The sequence below is a fragment of the Streptomyces sp. NPDC060205 genome (genome assembly GCF_042728395.1).
Taxonomy (GTDB): Bacteria; Actinomycetota; Actinomycetes; order Streptomycetales; family Streptomycetaceae; genus Streptomyces.
Genome location: NZ_JBHWZP010000006.1, coordinates 51,924 through 72,881, shown reverse-complemented (window position 1 = coordinate 72,881; position 20,958 = coordinate 51,924). Strand labels below are relative to the sequence as shown.

At 70.7% G+C, this 20,958-nt stretch carries 18 protein-coding genes; 9 read left to right on the top strand and 9 right to left on the bottom strand.

All coding sequences use genetic code 11. From position 1 onward, the window contains the following. Positions 1–208: 208 nt before the first annotated feature. The 3 genes from ACFWGJ_RS02075 (at position 209) to ACFWGJ_RS02065 (ending at position 2,106) form a co-directional block, all read left to right on the top strand. A complete protein-coding gene (locus ACFWGJ_RS02075) occupies positions 209–1,177 on the top strand; it encodes a zinc-binding dehydrogenase (RefSeq protein WP_387320303.1) in 969 nt (322 codons plus the stop codon). Positions 1,178–1,288: 111 nt separating this feature from the next. Beyond that, positions 1,289–1,498, top strand: coding sequence for a helix-turn-helix domain-containing protein (locus ACFWGJ_RS02070; protein ID WP_107021356.1), 210 nt, complete (start codon positions 1,289–1,291; stop codon positions 1,496–1,498). Next, positions 1,498–2,106: a Clp protease N-terminal domain-containing protein gene (locus ACFWGJ_RS02065; RefSeq protein ID WP_387320302.1), complete on the top strand. Its 609-nt coding sequence runs from the start codon at positions 1,498–1,500 to the stop codon at positions 2,104–2,106. Before ACFWGJ_RS02070 ends, ACFWGJ_RS02065 begins: the two co-directional genes overlap by 1 nt. A 115-nt stretch (positions 2,107–2,221) precedes the next feature. On the opposite strand, the gene ACFWGJ_RS02060 is transcribed toward ACFWGJ_RS02065, so the two are convergent. The 3 genes from ACFWGJ_RS02060 to ACFWGJ_RS02050 all read right to left on the bottom strand — a co-directional run bounded on the left by ACFWGJ_RS02060 (position 2,222) and on the right by ACFWGJ_RS02050 (position 4,904). Further along, positions 2,222–3,319 (bottom strand): helix-turn-helix transcriptional regulator, encoded by a 1,098-nt coding sequence (locus ACFWGJ_RS02060; RefSeq protein WP_387320301.1) that lies wholly within the window; start codon positions 3,317–3,319, stop codon positions 2,222–2,224. Between the two features lies 1 nt (position 3,320). Continuing rightward, entirely contained in the window at positions 3,321–4,355 is a 1,035-nt protein-coding gene (locus tag ACFWGJ_RS02055) for a DUF4097 domain-containing protein (RefSeq protein ID WP_387320299.1), read from the bottom strand. Positions 4,356–4,718: 363 nt separating this feature from the next. Continuing rightward, positions 4,719–4,904 (bottom strand): DUF6104 family protein, encoded by a 186-nt coding sequence (locus ACFWGJ_RS02050; RefSeq protein WP_387320298.1) that lies wholly within the window; start codon positions 4,902–4,904, stop codon positions 4,719–4,721. Between the two features lie 203 nt (positions 4,905–5,107). Between ACFWGJ_RS02050 and ACFWGJ_RS02045 the strand changes: the two genes are divergently transcribed. The 3 genes from ACFWGJ_RS02045 to ACFWGJ_RS02035 are packed head-to-tail and all read left to right on the top strand — an operon-like array spanning position 5,108 to position 7,259. Next, on the top strand, positions 5,108–5,572 hold the full coding sequence (locus tag ACFWGJ_RS02045; protein ID WP_387320296.1) for a hypothetical protein: 465 nt from the start codon (positions 5,108–5,110) through the stop codon (positions 5,570–5,572). Then, positions 5,569–6,342: a hypothetical protein gene (locus ACFWGJ_RS02040; protein ID WP_387320294.1), complete on the top strand. Its 774-nt coding sequence runs from the start codon at positions 5,569–5,571 to the stop codon at positions 6,340–6,342. The genes ACFWGJ_RS02045 and ACFWGJ_RS02040 overlap by 4 nt, the downstream gene beginning before the upstream one ends. A gap of 20 nt (positions 6,343–6,362) precedes the next feature. Next, entirely contained in the window at positions 6,363–7,259 is an 897-nt protein-coding gene (locus ACFWGJ_RS02035; protein ID WP_387320293.1) for a transporter substrate-binding domain-containing protein, read from the top strand. A 166-nt stretch (positions 7,260–7,425) separates the two neighbouring features. Here the strand turns inward: ACFWGJ_RS02035 and ACFWGJ_RS02030 are convergent, their stop codons facing one another. The 4 genes from ACFWGJ_RS02030 to ACFWGJ_RS02015 form a co-directional block, all read right to left on the bottom strand. Next, entirely contained in the window at positions 7,426–11,268 is a 3,843-nt protein-coding gene (locus ACFWGJ_RS02030) for a multifunctional oxoglutarate decarboxylase/oxoglutarate dehydrogenase thiamine pyrophosphate-binding subunit/dihydrolipoyllysine-residue succinyltransferase subunit (protein ID WP_387320292.1), read from the bottom strand. A gap of 285 nt (positions 11,269–11,553) precedes the next feature. Continuing rightward, the gene (locus ACFWGJ_RS02025; protein ID WP_189773740.1) at positions 11,554–12,618 is read right to left on the bottom strand and encodes a HAMP domain-containing sensor histidine kinase; all 1,065 of its coding nucleotides are present in this window, start codon (positions 12,616–12,618) and stop codon (positions 11,554–11,556) included. Positions 12,619–12,998: 380 nt separating this feature from the next. Beyond that, positions 12,999–13,736 (bottom strand): response regulator transcription factor, encoded by a 738-nt coding sequence (locus tag ACFWGJ_RS02020; protein WP_107021341.1) that lies wholly within the window; start codon positions 13,734–13,736, stop codon positions 12,999–13,001. A 112-nt stretch (positions 13,737–13,848) separates the two neighbouring features. Beyond that, entirely contained in the window at positions 13,849–14,535 is a 687-nt protein-coding gene (locus tag ACFWGJ_RS02015) for a spermidine synthase (protein WP_387320289.1), read from the bottom strand. A gap of 133 nt (positions 14,536–14,668) precedes the next feature. On the opposite strand from ACFWGJ_RS02015, the gene ACFWGJ_RS02010 reads away from it, so the two are divergent. Both ACFWGJ_RS02010 and lon read left to right on the top strand, forming a co-directional pair. After that, positions 14,669–15,481: a rhomboid-like protein gene (locus ACFWGJ_RS02010; protein ID WP_387320287.1), complete on the top strand. Its 813-nt coding sequence runs from the start codon at positions 14,669–14,671 to the stop codon at positions 15,479–15,481. A gap of 66 nt (positions 15,482–15,547) precedes the next feature. After that, positions 15,548–17,965, top strand: coding sequence for an endopeptidase La (lon, locus tag ACFWGJ_RS02005; protein WP_387320285.1), 2,418 nt, complete (start codon positions 15,548–15,550; stop codon positions 17,963–17,965). 106 nt (positions 17,966–18,071) lie between these two features. Here the strand turns inward: lon and ACFWGJ_RS02000 are convergent, their stop codons facing one another. Next, positions 18,072–18,926, bottom strand: coding sequence for a lysozyme (locus tag ACFWGJ_RS02000; protein ID WP_387320284.1), 855 nt, complete (start codon positions 18,924–18,926; stop codon positions 18,072–18,074). A gap of 287 nt (positions 18,927–19,213) precedes the next feature. Here ACFWGJ_RS02000 and ACFWGJ_RS01995 point away from each other — a divergent pair, with 287 nt between their 5' ends. Next, positions 19,214–19,693 carry a MarR family winged helix-turn-helix transcriptional regulator gene (locus ACFWGJ_RS01995; RefSeq protein ID WP_387320283.1) on the top strand — a complete coding sequence of 160 codons (480 nt, stop codon included), beginning with the start codon at positions 19,214–19,216 and terminating at the stop codon, positions 19,691–19,693. A 250-nt stretch (positions 19,694–19,943) separates the two neighbouring features. Here ACFWGJ_RS01995 and ACFWGJ_RS01990 read toward each other — a convergent pair whose 3' ends face one another. Continuing rightward, entirely contained in the window at positions 19,944–20,729 is a 786-nt protein-coding gene (locus ACFWGJ_RS01990; protein WP_387320281.1) for a hypothetical protein, read from the bottom strand. Between the last annotated feature and the right edge of the window lie 229 nt (positions 20,730–20,958).

Below are 20,958 nucleotides of genomic sequence, written 5' to 3'. Positions count from 1 at the left end.
GGCGAGCCGGGGCGCAGCCCCGCTTGCTTGGGGGCGCGGGGAACGGCGCGAGCAACCACGACGGTGGGAAAGTCGACGGCGTTCGCAGGGGCTCGGGGAACCGCGTAGGGGCGTGGGGGCGAGGGTGCGTGGGGTCACGTCCCGTGAGGGATGTGTTTCACAGGCGAGGCCCGTTCCGTCGGACGCACCCGCCACCTAAGGTCGGCACATGTTCGCTGCCTACGCCGCCCGTATCGACCGCGACCACCCCCTGAACGGCCTTGAGCTCGGCGACCGCCCCGCTCCCGCGCCCCGCCCCGGCTGGACGACCGTGAACGTCAGGGCCGCCTCCCTGAACCATCACGACCTCTGGTCGCTGCGCGGCGTCGGCCTCGCCGAGGACAAGCTACCGATGATCCTCGGCTGCGACGCCGCAGGCATCGACGAGGACGGCAACGAGGTCGTCCTGCACTCCGTCATCGGCCAGACGGGCCACGGGGTCGGCCCGAAGGAACCCCGCTCCATCCTCACCGAGCGCTACCAGGGAACCTTCGCGGAGCAGGTCTCGGTCCCCACCTGGAACGTCCTGCCCAAGCCCGCCGAGCTCTCCTTCGAAGAGGCCGCCTGCCTGCCCACCGCCTGGCTGACGGCATACCGCATGCTCTTCACCAACGCGGGTGTACGCCCCGGCGACTCGGTTCTCGTCCAGGGCGCCGGCGGCGGTGTCGCCACGGCCGCCATCGCGCTCGGCAAGGCCGCGGGGCTGCGCGTCTTCGCCACCAGCCGGGACGAGGCGAAGCGCAAGCGCGCCCTGGAACTCGGTGCCGTCGAAGCCGTCGAGTCCGGCGCCCGCCTGCCGCAGCGCGTGGACGCCGTCATCGAGACCGTCGGCGCCGCCACCTGGTCCCACTCGGTCAAGTCCCTGAAGCCGGGCGGCACCCTGGTCATCTCGGGTGCCACGAGCGGTGACCGGCCCCCGCACGCCGAACTGACCCGCATCTTCTTCCTCGAACTCAAGGTCGTCGGCTCCACGATGGGCACCAAGGACGAGCTGGAGGACCTGCTGTCCTTCTGCGCCGCCACCGGTGTACGCCCCGTCATCGACGAGGTCCTCCCGCTGGACCGAGCCCGCGAGGGCTTCGAGCGGATGGAGTCCGGCGAACTCTTCGGCAAGGTAGTGCTGACCGCCGCCGCCTGACCGCCGCCTCCCGACACCGCCTCCTGACATCGGCTCGGCTCCCGACAGCACCTCCTTCCGAGTTGTCAACTGGCGTTGACATTCCCTGACGTGTCAATCTAAGTTGACACCATGACCGAAGCAACGGATCTCGCCGAGCGCGCGGGCGACCGCGATCCGCGGATCGGGCTGCGGGCCGTCACCGCGTTGCGGCGGCTCCTGGAGCAGCTCGAAGCGGTGCAGGTGCGCAGCGCGCGCAATCAGGGCTGGTCGTGGCAGGAGATCGCCGCGGAACTGGGTGTCAGCAGGCAGGCCGTGCACAAGAAGTACGGGAGGCAGTGATGTTCGAACGGTTCACCAAGGACGCCCGCGCGGTGGTCCTCGGCGCGGTCGGCCATGCCGAGCGCCTGGACGCGGAGACGGTCGAGGAACAGCACCTGCTGCTGGCGCTCCTCGACCGCGAGGCCAGCCGGGCGTCGTTCGCCCTGACGTCGCTGGGGCTAGGAGGGCGCAGGGAGTCCGTCCGGGCCGCTCTGGCCGAGGCGCGCCGCCGCGGCGGCCTCTCCCGTGCCGACACCGACGCCCTCTCGGGGCTGGGCATCGACGTCTCGGCGATCGTCTCCCGTGTCGAGGAGGCCCATGGGGATGGCGCCTTGGAGGGCTCTCACGGGAACGCGAAGGGCGCCGGCGACGACAGTGGGCGCGGCAAGGGGTGGTGGGCCGGCTTCGTCGGCCAGCGGCGCACCTTCGCCCGCGGTGCCAAAGACGTCCTCACCGAGTCGCTGCGCATGGCCCTCGCCGAGCGGGACCGCCACATCGGCGACGAGCATCTCCTCCTCGCGCTGGCCGCCCGCCCCGGCGTCCCGTCCGAGGTCCTGGCCGACCTCGGCGTGACCTATGTGGCACTGCGGCGCGTGCTGTACGGCGGGGGAGAGGCGAAGGCGGGCTGAGGGGGTGGGGCCAGGAGGGGCGGGGGGCGAGGCGGCCCGCCCCTGGACCGCCTCCGCCTCGTCCGCTGCCCCTCGCTCAGCCCTTGACCCGCGCCCTTTGCCCCGCGCCCCTTGCTCAGCCCTTGGGCGCCCGCAGCACCGCACCTATGTGCGCCGCCGCCGACGACAGATGCCGGCGGGCATCGCGCAGTTGTTCTTCCGTCACCCCGTGGTCGCGGGCCGCGTCGCGGATGTCGTCGCGGAAGCGGTCCAGCAGGCGGTCCAGGTCCCGGGTGGGATCGCCAGTGGAGTCCTCGTGGGCCCAGGAGGGTTCGTACCCGGCGGGGAAGTCCTCGGGAGTGTCCGTGTAGTCGGGACGACCGGAGTGGCCGGGCTTCCTCGTCTCCGTCCCGGCGCCCGATCCCGCGCCCGCCCGGCCGAAACCGAAGTCCTTCCCGAACTCCTTGCCGAAGTCCTTCCCGAAATCGCCGAACTCCTTGGCGAGCTCGGTGAGGCCCTCCCGGACCCCCGTCGGCCAGTCGCCCCGCGTGAAGTGGTCCTGCACCTGGTCCTGGACGCGCTTGGCGATGCGCTGGAGCTCCTCCTGGGCCTGCGCCCGCACCCGCTCCTGGGCCTCCTTGGCCTGGTGCCGGGCCCGCGTGGCCTCCTCGCGGGCCCGCCGGCTCTCGTCCTTGGCGCGCCGGGCCTGCTCCTTCCACTCCTGCTTGACGCGGCGCATCTCCTCCTTGGCGGCGCGCCAGGCCTCCTTGTCCCCGAGGTCCGTGAAGTCGCCGCCCGCGCCCGCGTGCCCGCCGTGCGCCTTGGCACCGGCTCCCGTGGAACCCCGCCGGGCCTCGCTCGCCGCGGCCCGCATCTCGCGGCGCAGATCTCCCGCGGCGCCGCGCACGTCGGCACGGATCTCCGCGGCCAGCTCGGCGACCGATTCGCGGATCTCCAGCTCCAGGTCGGCCAGTTCGCCGCTGCGGTCGGCCAGCTCGGCGCGGCCGGCGTCCGTGATCGCGTACACCTTCCGGCCGCCCTCGGTGGTGTGGGTGACCAGGCCCTCGGCCTCCAGCTTGGCCAGCCGGGGATAGACGGTGCCCGCCGACGGCGCGTACAGCCCCTGGAAGCGCTCCTCCAGGAGGCGGATCACTTCGTAACCGTGGCGTGGTGCCTCGTCGAGCAGCTTGAGCAGGTAGAGCCGCAGGCGGCCATGGGCAAAGACGGGAGCCATGTCAGAGCCCCTTCTCGTGGGTCGGGCCGTCGGGTGATCCGTCGGTGGCGGTGGAGACGTCGGCGGCGTCGGCTGCTGAGTGTTCCGCCGGGGTGGAGAGGGTGGCCGGCGCGGGCGTCCCGGACGCGGGTCCCGTTCCGGGTGGGGTGGGAGCCGCGTCCCGTGGGTCATCCTCCCCGACGTCTGTCCTCTTCTCGAAATCCACTTCCTCGTCCCACGGCTCGTCCTCCGCCAGGGGCCTGCGCAACAGTGCGATCGAACCGGAGACCGTGGTCGCCTTCAGGCGGCCGTTCCCCGCGCCGAGCCTGCCGGTGATCTTCTTGGCGCCCCACTGGCCGTCTATCCGCAGGTCCTCGAAGGCGCTGGAGACCGTGCCGCTCGCCGAGTCCACCTCGACCACCGCGTCCGCCGGATGCGGCAGGCGGACGGCGATCTCCCCCGAGATGCTGGTCAGCCGGATGTCACTGGACCGGCCTGCCGGGTCCAGGTCGACGATCACGGAGCCGCTGATCGAGTCGACCCGCACGGAGGGGCTGGAGCCCTCGATGACGGTCAGGTCGCCCGAGATGGAGTTGAGCCGGAGGTCGCCGGTGAGGGCCTGGACCTCCACGTTCCCCGACACCGTGTCCGCGCGGACCGGGCCCGAGAGGCCCACGAGGGTGGTGTCGCCGGAGATGCCCTTCACCACCGCGCGGCCGTCGATGCCGGAGATCATGGCGGTGGCGCCGATGACGCCCACCTCGACGCGGGTGCGGGCGGGGACGGCCAGGGAGACCACCGCGGTGCGGCGCCAGCTCTTGCGGTCGAGCCACTTGAGGAAGCCCTTCCAGGGCAGGTCCTCGTACGCGACCGTCAGGGTGCCGTTGTCCTGGGTGACCATCAGGGGTGGGCCCTCTGTGGAGGAGACCTCCAGGTGGGCCGGGCCCTCGTCGGTCCCCACCACGTTCACCGTGCCGTTGGCGATGCGTACGTGGAGGGTCGTCACCGGTTCGTCGAATGTGAGCTTCCTTGGCTCTGTGACGGACCACTCGGACATGGTGCTGACCTCCTCGGGTGGGGGTGGGTGTGAGGGGGGACGCGCCATATCGCGTCTCCTGATGAACACGATATATCGCGGATCCGGGAAGTCAAGGTGCTCGTTCTGGTGAACCGTGGCGTTGAGATGGCGTTAAATGCGGATAATTTGGCCCTGTGTGGCGCGGTGGGGGCTCCCGTCATGTCGCGACCGGGTGTTTTTCGCCCCCGCCGCCCCTTCCCGTTCCCGTCCACGCATGGGGGCTGCGCCCCCTCGCCCCCCAATCGCGCTACGCGCTCGTCCTCAAACGCCGGACGGGCTGGGGGCTGTGGGGCCGCCCGACGGGCTGCGGGGATGGCGGGCGGGCCAGTAATGAGAAGAGGGCTACTCGTCGTCCTCGGTCTCGTCGTCCAGGCGGGCCAGCCATGTTGCCAGGCGTTCTACCGGGACCTCGAAGTCCGGGTTGAGGTCCACGAATGTGCGCAGTTGCTCGGCGAGCCACTCGAAAGTGACCTCTTCCTCGCCGCGCCGCTTCTCAAGTTCCTCGATGCCGCGGTCGGTGAAGTACATGGTGATTGCTCTCCTGCGTGCGTACCCGGTCGTTGTCCTGCGCACAGCCTACGAAACCGGTCGATGCCCCTCGGCGGGACGATCCCGTGACTAAGGTGTGCATCTGGCGCAGAATGGGTAACTCCCCTTTCCCGAAAGCCTGTTCATCCTTGTTCAGTCGTGCGGTTCTGGTGCTGCCGAGCGGCGCGAGACGGAGCGGTGAGATGTCCGAACTGATGACGGCTGCCGGTCAGCTGGCTCCCTACCTGAGCGCCGCGGCCGCCTCGATGGGGACGGCCGTGCTCGTGACCGTCCGGGACCGGCTCGCCGAGAGCGTCGTACAGGACGGTCGTACGTTCCTGGACGCGGTTCTTGGGCGGGAGGGGCGGCAGGAGGGTGAGGCCGGGGCGGGAGACGTTCTCGCGCGGTTGTCCGGTGCCGAGCGCGAGGTGCTGGAAGCGGCCGTCGGGCACTGGCTCGCGGGTGGTGATCTGAGCGCGCCCGCCCTTGAGGGATGGGTGGCGAAGACCGCCGCGCTGTGGCCGGGCGGAGACATCCATGTGACCGCGACCGGGCCGCATGCCGTCGCCGTCGGGCGGGTTCAGGGGGATTTCAATCTCTCCTACCCGGGCGAACGGGCGGATCGCGTCGATCCTTCGAGCGGTACCAGTGACACGAGTGACAGATGAGCAAACCCGCCGAAGGCGTCCGGGAGGGCGTCCGTGAGGGGGCCTCGGGGGGACAGGGCCCCAGCGTGCGGGGCGAGGGCACCTGGGTCACGGCCGTCGGGCAGGTGCTCGGCAACTTCGTCGTCAGCCTCGTCGTCGGCGACGCGCTGCAGAGCACCCTCGACGGCGCCCGCAGCTGGCGGGTGTGGAACTGGCCGCCGTTCTTCGTCGTCCTCGGCCTCGGCGGCGCCGCCCTGCTGAGGACCCCCGAAGGGCCGGGCGACCAGGTCCTGTGGCCCTACCTGATGATCGGTACCGCCGTGCTGATCGCCCTTGTCCGGGTGGTCGGCATACGGGGGCGCGCCGGGGCCCAGGCCCTCGCCTCCGCGCTGTCCGTCGCCCTCGCCGTCGGCGGGACGGTCTGGGTGGAGCAGGTGCGCGGCCATGGGGAGGTCGACGTCGCCGGTCTGACGACGGTCACGCCGTCCCGGCCGCTGCGCGACGGGGAGACGCTCGTCGTGGGGGTGGACGGCGGACCGGTGCGTACGCATCTGCGTCTCGGCCTGCGGGTCGAGGACGCCGACCCGGACATGCAGTCCTGCACCCCGGAGACCCGGCTCGCCCTGCGGCTCGGCGGCGGCCCGAGCACCGTCGACGACGTCCGGTCGGGCCGGCCCGTCGACCTGCGGCTGGGCGGGGTCCGGGACGGCATACGCGTCACCGTCACCGTCCACACCGACGCCGGCTGCCGGATGAACGTGTTCGTCGACGACGCCGTGCTGCACGGCTGAGGGGTACGGGGGAGTACAGGGTGAGTACGAAAGTGGGCTCGAAGGCCCGTGTGTACGTGGCTGTGGCCGCGTTCTGCGTCATCGTCGCGGTCGGTCTGACGCTCGCGGTCAGCTCGGGCTCGGACGAGCGGGACGACACGTTCCTGGGCAAGGAGCGCATCAGCGTCGGCATGCACAACGACCTGCCCGGTATCTCCTACGAGGAGAACTACCGCAGGTCGGGCCTCGACCAGCTGGTGTTCGAGCAGATCAAGGAGGGGCTGGGCATCAAGTCCGCCTCGCCGTCCAACGTGTCCTCGGAGGGGCGTATCCCGGCGTTGCAGAAGGGCGAGGTCGACCTGGTGATCGCGGCGTTCTCCATCACGCCCGAGCGCATGAAGGAGATCGACTTCGTGGGCCCGTACGCCACCACCCGGCAGGGATTCCTGGTCGGGCCCGGGTCGACGGTCCACGAGCTGAACGACTTCAAGGGCAAGGCCGTCTGCTCCTGGGAGGGCACCACCTCCGTGGCGACCCTCCAGGAGTTCCGGCGCGAGGGCATCGAGATCAAGGAACTCGTCGACGCCTCCGACTGCATCGACGCCCTCAAGCGCGGCGAGGTGCAGGCCGTCTCGACCGACCAGATGATCCTGTACGGGTTTGCGCGCCATTATGCGAAGGAGGGGCTGCGGGTCGTGCCCGGCGTCACCATCGGGGCCCCGCAGCACTACGGGATCGGGCTGCCGAAGGGGCACCGGGCGGACTGCATCGAGCTGCGTGAGTTCGTGAAGCGGTATGTCGAGGGCAGTGACTGGATCAACGACGTGGTGACGTCGTTGCCGGACATCCCGGCGCAGGAGCCGGGGTGGATCAGCGACTACAAGCCGAGTGACGAGTCCATTGACGCGCGCTCTTGTCGTGACAAACCCAGTGCTTGACAGGTGTGTTTGTCGCTCCCTGGGGGCTGCGCCCCCACACCCCCGCATCGCGCTGCGCGCTCGTCCTCAAACGCCGGACGGGCTGAAAGACGACGGAAGGCCCGCCCCCGAGCCGAAGCTCAAGGGCGGGCCCTCCGTTCGTACGGTCAGTACTTACCGTGACCGGTCAGGCGTCGAACACCTCGCGGACCAGCTGTTCCTGCTCCGCCTGGTGGCGCTTGGCCGAGCCGACCGCCGGGGACGAGCCCGCCGGGCGGGAGATGCGGCGCAGGCGCTCCCCGTGGGGGACTTCCGCGCCGACCGCCAGGTCCAGGTGGTCGATCAGGTTGAGGGCGATGAAGGGCCATGCGCCCTGGTTCGCCGGCTCCTCCTGGGCCCACAGGTACTTCTCGGCGTTCGGGTACTTGGCGATCTCCGCCTGGAGCTCGGCACCCGGAAGGGGGTACAGGCGCTCGATGCGGATGACGGCCGTGTCCGTGATGCCGCGCTTCTGACGCTCGGCGTCGAGGTCGTAGTAGACCTTGCCGGCCGTGAAGACGACCTTCTTGACCGCGGCCGGGTCCACCGCGTCGTCGCCGATGACGGGGCGGAAGCCGCCCGTCGTGAACTCCTCCGCCTTCGACGCGGCCGCCTTGAGGCGCAGCATCGACTTCGGGGTGAAGACCACCAGCGGCTTGTGGTGCGGGTTGTGCACCTGCCACCGCAGGAGGTGGAAGTAGTTCGACGGGAGCGTCGGCATGGCGACCGTCATGTTGTTCTGCGCGCACATCTGGAGGAAGCGCTCCGGGCGCGCGGACGAGTGGTCCGGGCCCTGGCCCTCGTAACCGTGCGGGAGGAGCAGGGTGACGCCGGACGTCTGGCCCCACTTCTGCTCCGCCGACGAGATGAACTCGTCCACGACCGTCTGGGCGCCGTTGACGAAGTCGCCGAACTGCGCCTCCCACATCACGAGGGACTCGGGACGCGCCAGCGAGTAGCCGTACTCGAAGCCCATCGCCGCGTACTCGCTGAGCAGCGAGTCGTAGCAGTTGTAGCGGGCCTGGTCCTCGGAGAGGTACTGCAGAGGCGTGAAGTCCTCGGCCGTCTCCCGGTCGATCAGGACCGCGTGGCGCTGGCCGAACGTGCCGCGGCGGGAGTCCTGGCCCGAGAGGCGCACCGGGGTGCCCTCCAGGAGCAGGGAGCCGATCGCGAGCGTCTCGCCCATGCCCCAGTCGATCGTGCCGTCCTCGACCATCGCCGCGCGGCGCTGCAGCTGGGGCAGCAGACGCGGGTGGACGGTGACGCGCTCGGGGATGTTGACCTGGGACTCGGCGATCCGCTTGACGACCTCCTGGGAGACGGCCGTGGTGACCGCGACCGGGAACTCGGGCTTCACGTCGGGGGCGTGCGCCTCGCCGGGCGCGGACGCGGCCTCACGGACCTCCGTGAAGACCTTCTCCAGCTGGCCCTGGTAGTCCTGCAGCGCCTGCTCGGCCTCTTCCAGGGTGATGTCGCCGCGACCGATGAGGGACTCGGTGTAGAGCTTGCGCACCGAGCGCTTCTTGTCGATCAGGTCGTACATCAGCGGCTGGGTGAAGGCCGGGTTGTCCGACTCGTTGTGACCGCGGCGGCGGTAGCAGATGAGGTCGATGACGACGTCCTTGTTGAACGCCTGCCGGAACTCGAACGCCAGCCGCGCGACGCGGACGACGGCCTCGGGGTCGTCGCCGTTCACGTGGAAGATCGGCGCCTCGATCATGCGGGCCACGTCCGTGGCGTACATGGACGAACGCGAGGACTCCGGGGCCGCGGTGAAGCCGACCTGGTTGTTGATGACCACGTGGACCGTGCCGCCGGTGCGGTAGCCGCGCAGCTGCGACATGTTCAGGGTCTCGGCCACGACACCCTGGCCCGCGAAGGCCGCGTCACCGTGCAGGGCGACCGGCAGGACCGTGAAGTCCGTGCCGCCCTTGTTGATGATGTCCTGCTTGGCGCGGGCGATGCCCTCAAGGATCGGGTCGACCGCCTCCAGGTGCGAGGGGTTGGCGGCCAGCGAGACCCTGATCTGCTCGCCGTCCAGGCCCGTGAAGACACCTTCGGCGCCCAGGTGGTACTTGACGTCGCCGGAGCCGTGCATCGACTTCGGGTCGAGGTTGCCCTCGAACTCCCGGAAGATCTGCGCGTACGACTTGCCGACGATGTTCGCCAGGACGTTCAGGCGGCCGCGGTGGGCCATGCCGATGACGACCTCGTCAAGACGCGACTCGGCGGCGGAGTCGAGCACCGCGTCGAGCAGCGGGATGACGGACTCGCCGCCCTCCAGGGAGAAGCGCTTCTGGCCGACGTACTTCGTCTGCAGGAAGGTCTCGAACGCTTCCGCCGCGTTCAGCCGGCGCAGGATGCGCAGCTGCTCCTCGCGCTCCGGCTTGGAGTGCGGGCGCTCGATACGGTCCTGGATCCAGCGGCGCTGCTTCGGGTCCTGGATGTGCATGAACTCGACGCCGGTGGTGCGGCAGTACGAGTCGCGTAGCACCCCGAGGATGTCGCGCAGCTTCATCAGGGACTTGCCCGCGAAACCGCCGACCGCGAACTCACGCTCCAGGTCCCACAGGGTGAGCCCGTGCTCGGTGATGTCCAGGTCGGGGTGCTTGCGCTGGCGGTACTCCAGCGGGTCGGTGTCGGCCATGACGTGGCCGCGGACCCGGTAGGAGTGGATCAGCTCGAAGACGCGGGCGGCCTTCGTGACGTCGTCGTCGTGCGAGGCGTCGATGTCCTTGAGCCAGCGGACCGGCTCGTAGGGAATGCGCAGGGCCTCGAAGATCTCGTCGTAGAAGCCGTTCTCGCCGAGCAGGTAGTTCGCGACGACCCGCAGGAACTCGCCGGAGGCGGCGCCCTGGATGACCCGGTGGTCGTAGGTCGACGTGAGCGTCATCACCTTGGCGATGCCGAGCTTGTTCAGCGTGTCCTGGGAGGTGCCCTGGAACTCCGCCGGGTAGTCCATCGAGCCGACGCCCATGATGACCGACTGTCCGGGCATCAGACGCGGGACCGAGTGGACGGTGCCGAGGCCGCCGGGGTTGGTCAGCGAGACCGTGACACCGGAGAAGTCGTCCATCGTCAGCTTGCCGTCACGGGCCCGGCGGACGATGTCCTCGTAGGCCTGCCAGAACTCGAAGAAGTTCAGCGTCTCGGCCTTCTTGATGCCCGCGACGACCAGCTGGCGGTCGCCGTTGGGCTTCACCAGGTCGATGGCGAGGCCGAAGTTCACGTGCTCCGGCTTGACCAGGGTCGGCTTGCCGTCCTTCTCCGTGAAGGAGTAGTTCATCGACGGCATGGCCTTGATGGCCTGCACCATCGCGTAGCCGATGAGGTGGGTGAAGGAGATCTTCCCGCCCCGGGCACGCTTCAGGTGGTTGTTGATGACGATGCGGTTGTCGAAGAGCAGCTTCACCGGGACCGCACGCACGGACGTGGCCGTGGGGACCTCGACGGAGGCGTTCATGTTCTTCGCGACCGCGGCGCTCGGGCCGCGCAGCGTCACGTACTCGGGACCCTGGGGGGCCTCCGTGGCGGGCGCTGCCTTGGCGGCGGCCGGCTTGGCCGCGGCGGGCTTCGCCGGGGCGGCGGCCGGAGCCGGAGCCTTGGCCGGTGCGGCAGCCGCGGGCTTCGCGGCGGCCGGTGCGGCCTGGGCCTGGGCGGCCGGGGCCGGCGCGGCCTGAGCCGGAGCCTGGGCCGGAGCGGCCTGGGCCTGGGGCGCGGCAGGAGCGGCCGGAGCCGTCTTGGACGCGGTGGTGGTTCCCGCGGCCCCCGCGGCCGCGGTACCCGCCGGAGCCGAGGCGGCCGCGCCGCCGGGCTTGTAGTCGGCGAAGAAGTCCCACCAGGCTCGGTCTACCGAATTCGGGTCCTGGAGGTACTGCTGATAGATCTCGTCGACGAGCCACTCGTTCGGGCCGAAGGCGGCAGCAGGGTTCTTCCCGGCTTGGTCCTCGGTCGAGACGCTCGATGAGTTACTGGGGGACTGTGGCGACACGGCGGCAACCGCCCTCTTCCGCTTCACAAGGTGATGGACAGCGGGAATAAAGGCTACGCCCCCCGGACCGGCTAGGTCAGTCCGGGCCTGGTCATCGTCGCGTAAGTCACATCGAAAAGCGTGTTTCGGCGTTGGAAATGGCGGGAAACAAGCGAGGTTCCGATGTGAAATGGGCGCACCTGCTCAGGGCTGCGACCTCGGAAGGCCGAACCTCCGTGCCGGGAACGCACGATGACACGTGTCCTGCTGCCCCATCACGTGGATCTTGGGCTCTCGCTTCGAACCCTACGTCAACCTGTCCGGCGAGGGCACTCCCGGAAGAGTGACCTGGATCCGGCAACCGCGCTGGGATTCGGCCACGCCGATCCGGCCACCGTGCAGATCGACCGCCCAGCGGGCGATCGCGAGCCCCAGCCCCGTACCGCCGTCGCTGCCCGGGCCGTGCGGCGCGACGACGCCGCCGCGGTTGAACCGCTCGAAGACCCGGTGCCACTCCGAGCGCGGGATGCCGGGGCCCTCGTCCAGGACTTCGAGGTCCAGGGACTCGGGGCCGTCGCCGCGCCGGGCCTTCACCGTGACCCGGCCGTGCGGCGGGCTGTGCTTGACCGCGTTGTCGATGAGGTTGGCGACGACCTGGTGGATCCGCTCCGGGTCCGCGTGCGCGGTCAGCTCGGGCGGCGACACGTCGAGGTGCAGATGGACGTCCGTACGTGTGTGGCTGCCGGATCCTGAGGCGATGCCCGCGCGCGCGGAGGCCACCATGTTGGCCTCCTTCAGCACGCCCGACAGGTACGGCCACACCTCGAAACGGCGCTTGCGCAGCGGTACGACGCCGTTGTCCAGGCGGGAGAGGTCGAGCAGCGTCTCCACCAGCCGGCCGAGCCGCTCCGTCTGCTTCAGGGCCGTGCGCATCGTCTCGGGGTCGGCGGCGGAGACACCGTCCACCACGTTCTCCAGGACCGCCCGCAGGCCCGCGATGGGGGTGCGCAGCTCGTGCGAGACGTTCGCCACGAGCTCCTTGCGCTGCCGCTCCTGGGCCTCCAGGTCGTCGGCCATGCGGTTGATCGTCTGGGCCAGGTCGCCCAGCTCGTCGCGGCGGTCGGCGCCCCTGACCCGGCGGGTGTAGTCGCCGTGCGAGATGCCCCGCGCGACGGTGTTCATCTCGTCCAGCGGAGCGGTGATCGAGTGCGCCACGAACTGGGTGATCAGCAGGGTCGCGATCATCGAGAAGACCGTGATGAAGCGCAGTTCCGTCTCGGTGCGCACCGCGATCATCAGCAGACCGGTGGTGATGAAGACGGCGACGACGACCAGCGTGCCCAGCTTGGTCTTGATGGAGAAGGGGCGCATGTCACCCCACGATCCCGAACCGGAGCCGGATCCGGTACCCGGAGCGGCATGCGGACCGGGGCCCGCGCTCGCGTCGGACGTGGTGCCGGAGACCGTTCCCGACGTTCCACCGGCGCCCGGGGCCGAACCCGGCGTCGGGCGCGTGACCGGGAAGCCGCCCGCGCCGACAGCCGGACCGGGACCCGGTGCCGGACTCGCGCCGGAAACAGGTCCTGCGCCGGGCGTCGCACCAGGCATCGCAGCGGAACCCGCCCCGGAGGCCTGGCCGGAACCCGTGCCGGAACCGGTGCCGGAGATCAGCCCCGCGCCCGCCTTGACGCGCCTGCGCAGTACACCGCGACCCCTCTTCACATACGCCCCCTCGGTCAGGGTGCCCGACTCTAGGGTGTCGGGGTCTCCAGCGCGTAGCCCACGCCGTGCACCGTACGGATCCGCTCCGCGCCGATCTTCCGGCGCAGCGCCTTGATGTGGCTGTCCACGGTCCGCGTGCCGGAGGCGTCCGCCCAGTCCCAGACCTCGGCCAGCAGCTGCTCGCGCGAGAGGACCGCGCGGGGCGTGTTCGCCAGGCAGACCAGCAGGTCGAACTCGGTGGGCGTCAGATGTACGTCGTCGGCGCGCACCCGGACCCGCCGCTGGGCGTGGTCGATCTCCAGCTCGCCGAGGCGCAGGATGCCGGAGCGCGGGGTGGACGCGGCCAGTGCGGCCCGCTCCACGCGGCGCAACAGTACGTGCACACGCGCGGCCAGCTCGCGCATCGAGAACGGCTTCGTCATGTAGTCGTCGGCGCCCACGCCGAGGCCGACCAGCATGTCCGTCTCGTCGTCGCGGGCGGTGAGCATCATCACCGGTACCGGACGGGCCGCCTGGACCCGGCGGCAGACCTCCAGGCCGTCGAAGCCCGGCAGCATGATGTCGAGGATCAGCAGGTCGGGCTGCCATGCCTCGGCCGTGTCGACGGCGGCCGGTCCGTCACCCGCTGTTTGCACGAGGAACCCCTCGGCGCGAAGCCGGGCGGCGATGGCGTCGACGATCGTCGGATCGTCCTCGACCACCAGCACCCGGCGCTGAGCGCCCGGCGTGGCCGCCGTGCCGTTGTGCGAGGTGTGTGTCTGCTCCATCGCCCGCCCCTGAGTGTGCTTTCCGGAACCAGTGGGGTGATTCCATGACTGCGCTTGACGCTTGAATGATCGGCGTCAGAGCAGCAGGGTACGGGCAGTGACCGTCGCTCGGCTATCCAGGTCTTACCGCGAGATGCACCACGTCCGGAACGCCCCGGGCAACGGGGATCTCTTCGGTACGCACGTGTCGGAACCCGGCATTCCGCAAGGTTCTTGCGAAATCAGGCGAAGGTTTGGCCGACCAAACAGCGAGTACCCCGTCCTGCCTCAACACCCGTGCGCACGCGGCGAGTCCGGCCCGTGAGTACAGGCTCTCGTTGCCCTCAGTGACGGTCCACTCGGGTCCGTTGTCGATGTCGAGGCACAGGACGTCGTACGTGTCGGATGTCTCATGGACGTGCGCGACGAGATCGACCTCGATGATCTCGGTGCGCGGATCCGCGAGCGCGGCGGCCGACAGCTCGGAGAGGGGCCCGGAGCGGTGCCAGTCGATGATGGCCCGCTCCCGTTCGGCGACGGTGATACGGCCCCAGCGGGGGTCGGCCGCCGCGTGGGCGAGGGAGAAGCCGACGCCGAGGCCGCCGATCAGGACCGTGGGCGCGGGGCGCCCGTCCAGCGCGCCGAGCGCGGCGTCGACCAGCAGTCTTTCCGAGCGGCCGTCGGAGGTGTCCATGAGGAAGCAGCCGTTGGCGATGATCTGCAGCAGCTCGCCGTGGCGGCGCAGCACGACCTCGCCGTACGGTCCCTCGCGGCGGTCGATGACTTGGGGGCTGCCGTGCGGGGCGTCGTACGCGGTCATGCCCCCATCCTGGCAAGCCGCCCCCGGCCGGGCAGCCGATTTTCGCCGCGCCGGCCGGCTCCGGCCCGCGGTGGCGTCCCCGGTTCCCCTGGAGCACGCTGGGACCCGGGCGGAACGGAAGGAGCCCCCGACGGTGGAACGCCCTCCCGAACCGCCCGCCTCCTCAAGCCCCTGTAAGGGGCGCGGGGAACTGCGCGACAAGCCCCCACCGGACCCGCACCCAAATCCGGACCCGCCGCCGGACCCCCCACCGGGCCCGCACCCAAATCCGGACCCGCCGCCGGCCCAGGCGCCGCGTCCCCGCCGGTGGGGGTGGCCGCTGCCCACCCCCACCGCCACCCCCTTCACCTTCGGGTACGCCGTACTCCTCCTCCTGACCTCGCTCTTCACCGAGTACGCGGCCCCCCACCTGGTGAGCCGCGTGCTCCAGGGCGCCAGCACAGACGTGGCGCACCTCGCGGAGGCGCCCGTACCCGTGCTGATCGCCAGCGCGCTGTGGGTAGCCGGCGGAATCTCCCCGGTGTTCGCGATCGGCTTCCTCCTCGTGCTCACCGCGCTGGAGCGGCGCATCGGCGGTTTGCGCACGGCGGGTGTCTTCCTGCTCGGGCACGTCGTGGCGACGCTGGCCACCGAGATACCCGTCGGCCTCTCGGTCCTCGCCGGGCACCTCCCCGACAGCTCCCTCCACCGCTACGACTACGGCATCAGCTTCGGTGTCGCGGCGAGCGCCGGCGCACTGGCCGGGCTTTTGCCGCGGTGGCCCCGCCTGCTCCTCCTGGCGGTGTCCGCCTGGCTGGTAGGCCAGGGCCTGGCGGCCTTCACCGACCCCCTGACGGACTGGGGCCACCTGCTGGCCCTGGCCGTCGGGGTCGCCACCTGGCCGTGGGTCCGGCGCGCGCACCGGGACCGCTTCCCGCAAGCGATCGCTCACAGCGAACAGCGGTAGGGGAACAATCAGAGGCTCACGTGCATTGAGTCGGCATAGCTCAACTTGAATGCCGAAGGGGAGATCATGACTTTGACGTCCGAACCGCTCACTCTGCCCGTGCTGCCGCTCGACGACGAGGTCGTGCTGCCCGGCATGGTGGTGCCCCTGGACCTGAACGACGCCGATGTACGCGCGGCGGTGGAGGCCGCCCAGGCTGCCGCCCGCTCCACCGGTGCCAGCAAGCCGAGGGTGCTTCTTGTTCCGCGCATCGACGGCACGTACGCGAACACGGGGGTGCTCGGCACCGTCGAGCAGGTGGGACGCCTCGCCGACGGTGACCCCGGTGCCCTGATCCGCGGTCGCGGACGGGTGCGGGTCGGCGCCGGTACGACCGGGCCGGGAGCGGCCCTGTGGGTGGAGGGCACACAGGTCGAGGAGACCGTGCCCGACCCGCTGCCCGGTTCCGTGACCGAGCTGGTCAAGGAGTACAAGGCGCTGGCCACGAACTGGCTGAAGAAGCGGGCCGCCTGGCAGGTCGTGGACCGCGTCCAGCAGATCGACGACGTGTCCGCGCTCGCCGACAACTCCGGCTACTCGCCGTTCCTGACGACCGCCCAGAAGGTCGAGCTCCTGGAGACCTCCGACCCGGTGGCCCGGCTGAAGCTGGCCACCGAGCAGCTGCGCGAGCACCTCGCCGAGCAGGATGTCGCCGAGTCCATCGCCAAGGACGTACAGGAAGGTGTGGACAAGCAGCAGCGTGAGTTCCTGCTGCGGCGGCAGCTGGAGGCCGTGCGCAAGGAGCTGCGCGAGCTGAACGGCGAGGCCGAGGGCGAGGAGTCCGACGACTACCGGGCCCGCGTTGAGGCCGCCGACCTCCCCGAGAAGGTCCGTGAGGCCGCGCTCAAGGAGGTCGAGAAGCTGGAGCGCTCCAGCGACCAGTCGCCCGAGGGCTCCTGGATCCGCACCTGGCTCGACACCGTGCTGGAACTCCCGTGGAACGAGCGCACCCAGGACGAGTACGACATCCAGGGCGCCAAGACGGTCCTGGACGCCGAGCACGCGGGCCTGGAGGACGTGAAGGAGCGGATCACCGAGTACCTGGCGGTCCGCAAGCGCCGTAATGACCGGGGTCTCGGTGTCGTGGGCGGGCGTCGTGGTGGCGCCGTGCTCGCACTCGTCGGGCCTCCCGGCGTCGGCAAGACCTCGCTCGGCGAGTCCGTCGCACACGCCATGGGCCGCAAGTTCGTCCGTGTCGCCCTCGGCGGCGTACGGGACGAGGCGGAGATCCGCGGCCACCGGCGTACGTACGTCGGCGCGCTGCCCGGCCGGATCGTACGGGCGATCAGGGAGGCCGGGTCCATGAACCCGGTGGTCCTGCTCGACGAGATCGACAAGGTGGGCTCCGACTTCCGGGGCGACCCGGCGGCGGCCCTCCTCGAAGTCCTCGACCCGGCCCAGAACCACACCTTCCGGGACCACTACCTGGAGGTCGAGCTGGACCTGAGCGACGTCGTCTTCCTGGCCACCGCCAACGTGCTGGAGGCCATCCCGGAGGCGCTGCTCGACCGCATGGAACTGGTGCGGCTCGACGGGTACACCGAGGACGAGAAGGTCGTCATCGCCCGCGACCACCTGCTCCCGCGCCAGCTGGAGCGGGCCGGTCTGGAGAGCGCCGAGGTCACCCTCGACGAGAGCGCGCTGCGCAGGCTGGCCGGCGAGTACACCCGCGAGGCGGGCGTACGGAACCTGGAGCGGTCCGTCGCACGGCTGCTCCGCAAGATCGCGGCGCAGCACGAACTCGGCGAGCGGAAGCTGCCGTTCACGGTCGGCGCGGACGATCTGCGCGCGCTGATCGGCCGGCCGCACCACGTGCCCGAGTCCGCCCAGGACCCGGCCGAGCGCCGTACCGCGGTGCCCGGCGTGGCGACCGGTCTCGCGGTCACCGGCGCCGGCGGCGACGTCCTCTTCGTCGAGGCGTCCCTGGCCGACCCGGAGACGGGCGCGGCGGGCCTGACCCTCACCGGTCAGCTGGGCGACGTGATGAAGGAGTCGGCACAGATCGCGCTCTCCTTCCTGCGCTCCCACGGCGCCGAACTGGAACTGCCCGTCGCCGACCTCAAGGACCGGGGCGTGCACATCCACTTCCCGGCGGGCGCGGTCCCGAAGGACGGCCCGAGCGCGGGTGTCACGATGACGACGGCACTGGCCTCGCTCCTGTCGGGCCGGCTGGTCCGCACCGACGTGGCCATGACCGGTGAGGTCTCGCTCACCGGGCGGGTGCTGCCGATCGGCGGCGTCAAGCAGAAGCTGCTCGCCGCGCACCGGGCGGGGGTCACCACGGTGATCATCCCGAAGCGCAACGAGGCCGACCTGGACGACGTACCGGCCGAGGTCCTGGAGAAGCTCGACGTCCACGCGGTGACGGACGTCCGCCAGGTCCTGGAGCTGGCGCTGGCGCCGGCGACGAACGGCGCGGCGACGGAGGTTCCGGTGGCCGCGTGACGAAGGCTCCGGTGGCGCAGTGACGGACGCCATCGGTCGGGTAGGGCCCGGGCCCCTCTTCCTGAGGGGTCCGGGCCTTCCGCGTACGTATGGGGAGGCGGCCGGCTCAGCCGTTGGCGAGGGCCACCACGCGGTCGAGGGCGCCGTTGAACTTGTCGTGGTCGCCGACCGTGGGGCCCGAGGACGTGTACTGCCACATCGTGTAGTAGTCCCAGCCCGCCGGGAGCGTGCCCACCGCCGAGGCGTACCGGGCGATCCAGAGCGGGTTGGCGGAGGCGAAACCGGAGTAGTTCCCGGTGCACTGGGTCCACCAGCTGGTGGCCGAGTAGATGACGGCGTCACGGCCGGTGCGGGCCTTGTACTGGTTCAGGAAGTCGCGGATCCAGGTGACCATCGCGCTCTGCGACTTGCCGTAGCAGGCCGCCCCGTACGGGTTCCACTCGATGTCGAGCGCGCCCGGCAGCGTCCTGCCGTCCTTCGACCAGCCGCCGCCGTTGTTCACGAAGTAGTTGGCCTGGGCGGCGCCGCCCGTCGTGTCGGGGGTCGCGAAGTGGTACGCGCCGCGGATCATGCCGACGTTGTATGAGCCGTTGTACTGCTGGGCGAAGTAGGGGTTCGTGTAGTACGTCCCCTCGGTGGCCTTCACATAGGCCCATTTGACCCCGCTGCTCCACAGGGTCGACCAGGCGACGTTGCCCTGGTGGCTGCTGACGTCCACCCCCTCCGTCTGGGTGGCGTCGCCCGGCGTCGGCAGGCCGTCCTGGCCGTCGTGCGCGATCACGCCCATGCCCATGTACGCGGAGCCGCGGGCCGGGACGTCCGCCGCCTGGGCGGGATGCGCGACGAGGAGGGAGAGGAACAGGGAGAGGGTCAGGAGCAGGATGCCCATCGCGCCGTGGCGCGTTCTGAGGTGGTCGCGCGCGTGCGAGCGGTGGGCCGTTCCGGATGTGCGCACGGACATGTTCGTGCCTCCGAAGGCTCGGTGGTGCCCGGGTGATGGTGGTCCATAAAGTGGCGTGGGCATGCCATGCGGGTGCTGGTTGAAAAAGCTACGCACGCGGGCGACCGGCGGAAAGAGGGCTCGGCGGCTGCCGTTGGTCTATTCCTGCGAAATACTGGCCGAGCTGCGGCAATGGCGGTCTTTGGCGGAAACTTTCAGGATCGGGAAACCGGGTCATGGGTGCTGACGTGCACGAGGGCGGTATGGGCGAGGGGCATCGGGCGGGATCCGGCGTTCCGGGGAGTGGTATGGACCAGGGTCCTGAGGGTCCGGGGGCCGGGGGCGGCGGATCCGTCGATCAGGAGTTCCTGGCGCTTGAGCGTGAGCTGACCGTGCTGCTGCGGCGGGCGCGGGCGTCCTCCGGGGAGATGGTGCGCGAGGTGCATCCCGATCTGGAGTCCTCCGCGTACGGGCTCCTCGTGCGGCTGGAGGAGCGGGGGCGGCAGCGGGCGACGGAGCTCGCCGCGTACATCGGGGTCGGGAAGGCCACGATGTCCCGGCAGCTGCGGGCGCTGGAGGAACTCGGGCTCGTCGCCCGCGAGCCTGATCCCGCGGATGGGCGGGCCTGGCTCGTGCACCTCACCGACGTGGGGCGGGAGCGGTTCGGGACCGTGCGTGATGCCCGGCGGGCCCGGTACGTTCGCGAGCTGGCGAACTGGGATCGGGGGGAGGTGGCTGAGCTGGCGCGGCTGTTGCACCGGCTGAATCGGGGGGTTGAGCGGGGCTGAGCGGCCCCGGCCGCCGGTCGTTGCCTTCTGGCTGACGGCCCGTCGTGGCTGGCCGCGCAGTTCCCCGCGCCCCTTGAGGGCGAACGACTGCGCAGTTCCCCGCGCCTCTGAATGTGCGGGTCCGGTGGGGGTTGCTCGCGCAGTTCCCCGCGCCCCTCGGGGAGGGGCTGCGCCCCGTCCCACTCAGGGGCGCGGGGAACGGCGCACCCGACCACGGCTCCGCGCCGCGCCCCGCCACCCCGCGGCGGGGTCACAGCTCCACGTGGACCACCGTCGCGTCGTCGTGGGGCTTGGAGCGGCCCAGGTACATGCCCGCCGTGTCCGCCCGCTCCAGGGCGCGGACCCGGTCGATCAGGGACCGGCCGCCCTCCTTGCGGATCAGGGTGAACAGCTCCGTCCAGTCGCCCTCGCCGAACTTCTCCACCCAGCGCGTCGCGCCGTCCGTGAGGGCCGTGAGGGCGCGCACCTCGGAGCGGGGCAGCGTGCCCGTGACCGCGCGCGACGCCACCGAGGGGTCCGCGGCGGCCGTGAAGAAGCCGCCCTCCTTGTTGCGCAGGATCGCGTCCGTCGCCGCGGCCGACCTCAGCGTGGCGTGCGGGACCCGCGAGAGGCGGTCGTCCAGGACGGGGATGACCGCGCCCGCCGGCGACTCGATGAGCAGCGCCGAGTCGGAGAGCACCAGATACTCGACCAACGCCTCTGACCAGCGCGCCAGCACCACCGTTGCCTGCGGGGTGCGCGGGTGAGAAAGGTCACAGGTTGCCCGATGTGCGTCGGAGGTACGCGCGATGGCGTGCCCCAAGACCTCAGTGAGCGTCAGATCTCGTCGGGAAACGGACAGTTCGTGCAACGCGCCACCGAGCCGGGCGGTGAACCAGGGGACGGAATGAAGACAGCCTTGATCGGTCGCGGGAGGTGTCACACCGTCCAGGACGACGATCGAACCGCCTTGTCCGGAGGCGGGAAGTCCGACCGATGCGTAGTCCTCGTCGGGGCGAGTGGGGTCACCGGGTACCGAGATCAGTTCCGAGCGCATCCGGCCAGTCTGCACGAGCCCTTCACGAGCTTCACCAAAGGCTGGCAACCGTCGGTCAGATGGTCCGGACGAGCAGGTCAGGCGCCTGTTTTGCGACGGATTCACCGACTCCGGCGAAGCGTGGCGGCGCATCCTGCCATCGGTTGCCGTGGACGTCCAACCGGCCTGCCACGCAGGGGTGTCGCACGCGCCAGGGGAACTTGCCGGGCCGCTCCCCGGCGATGTTCAC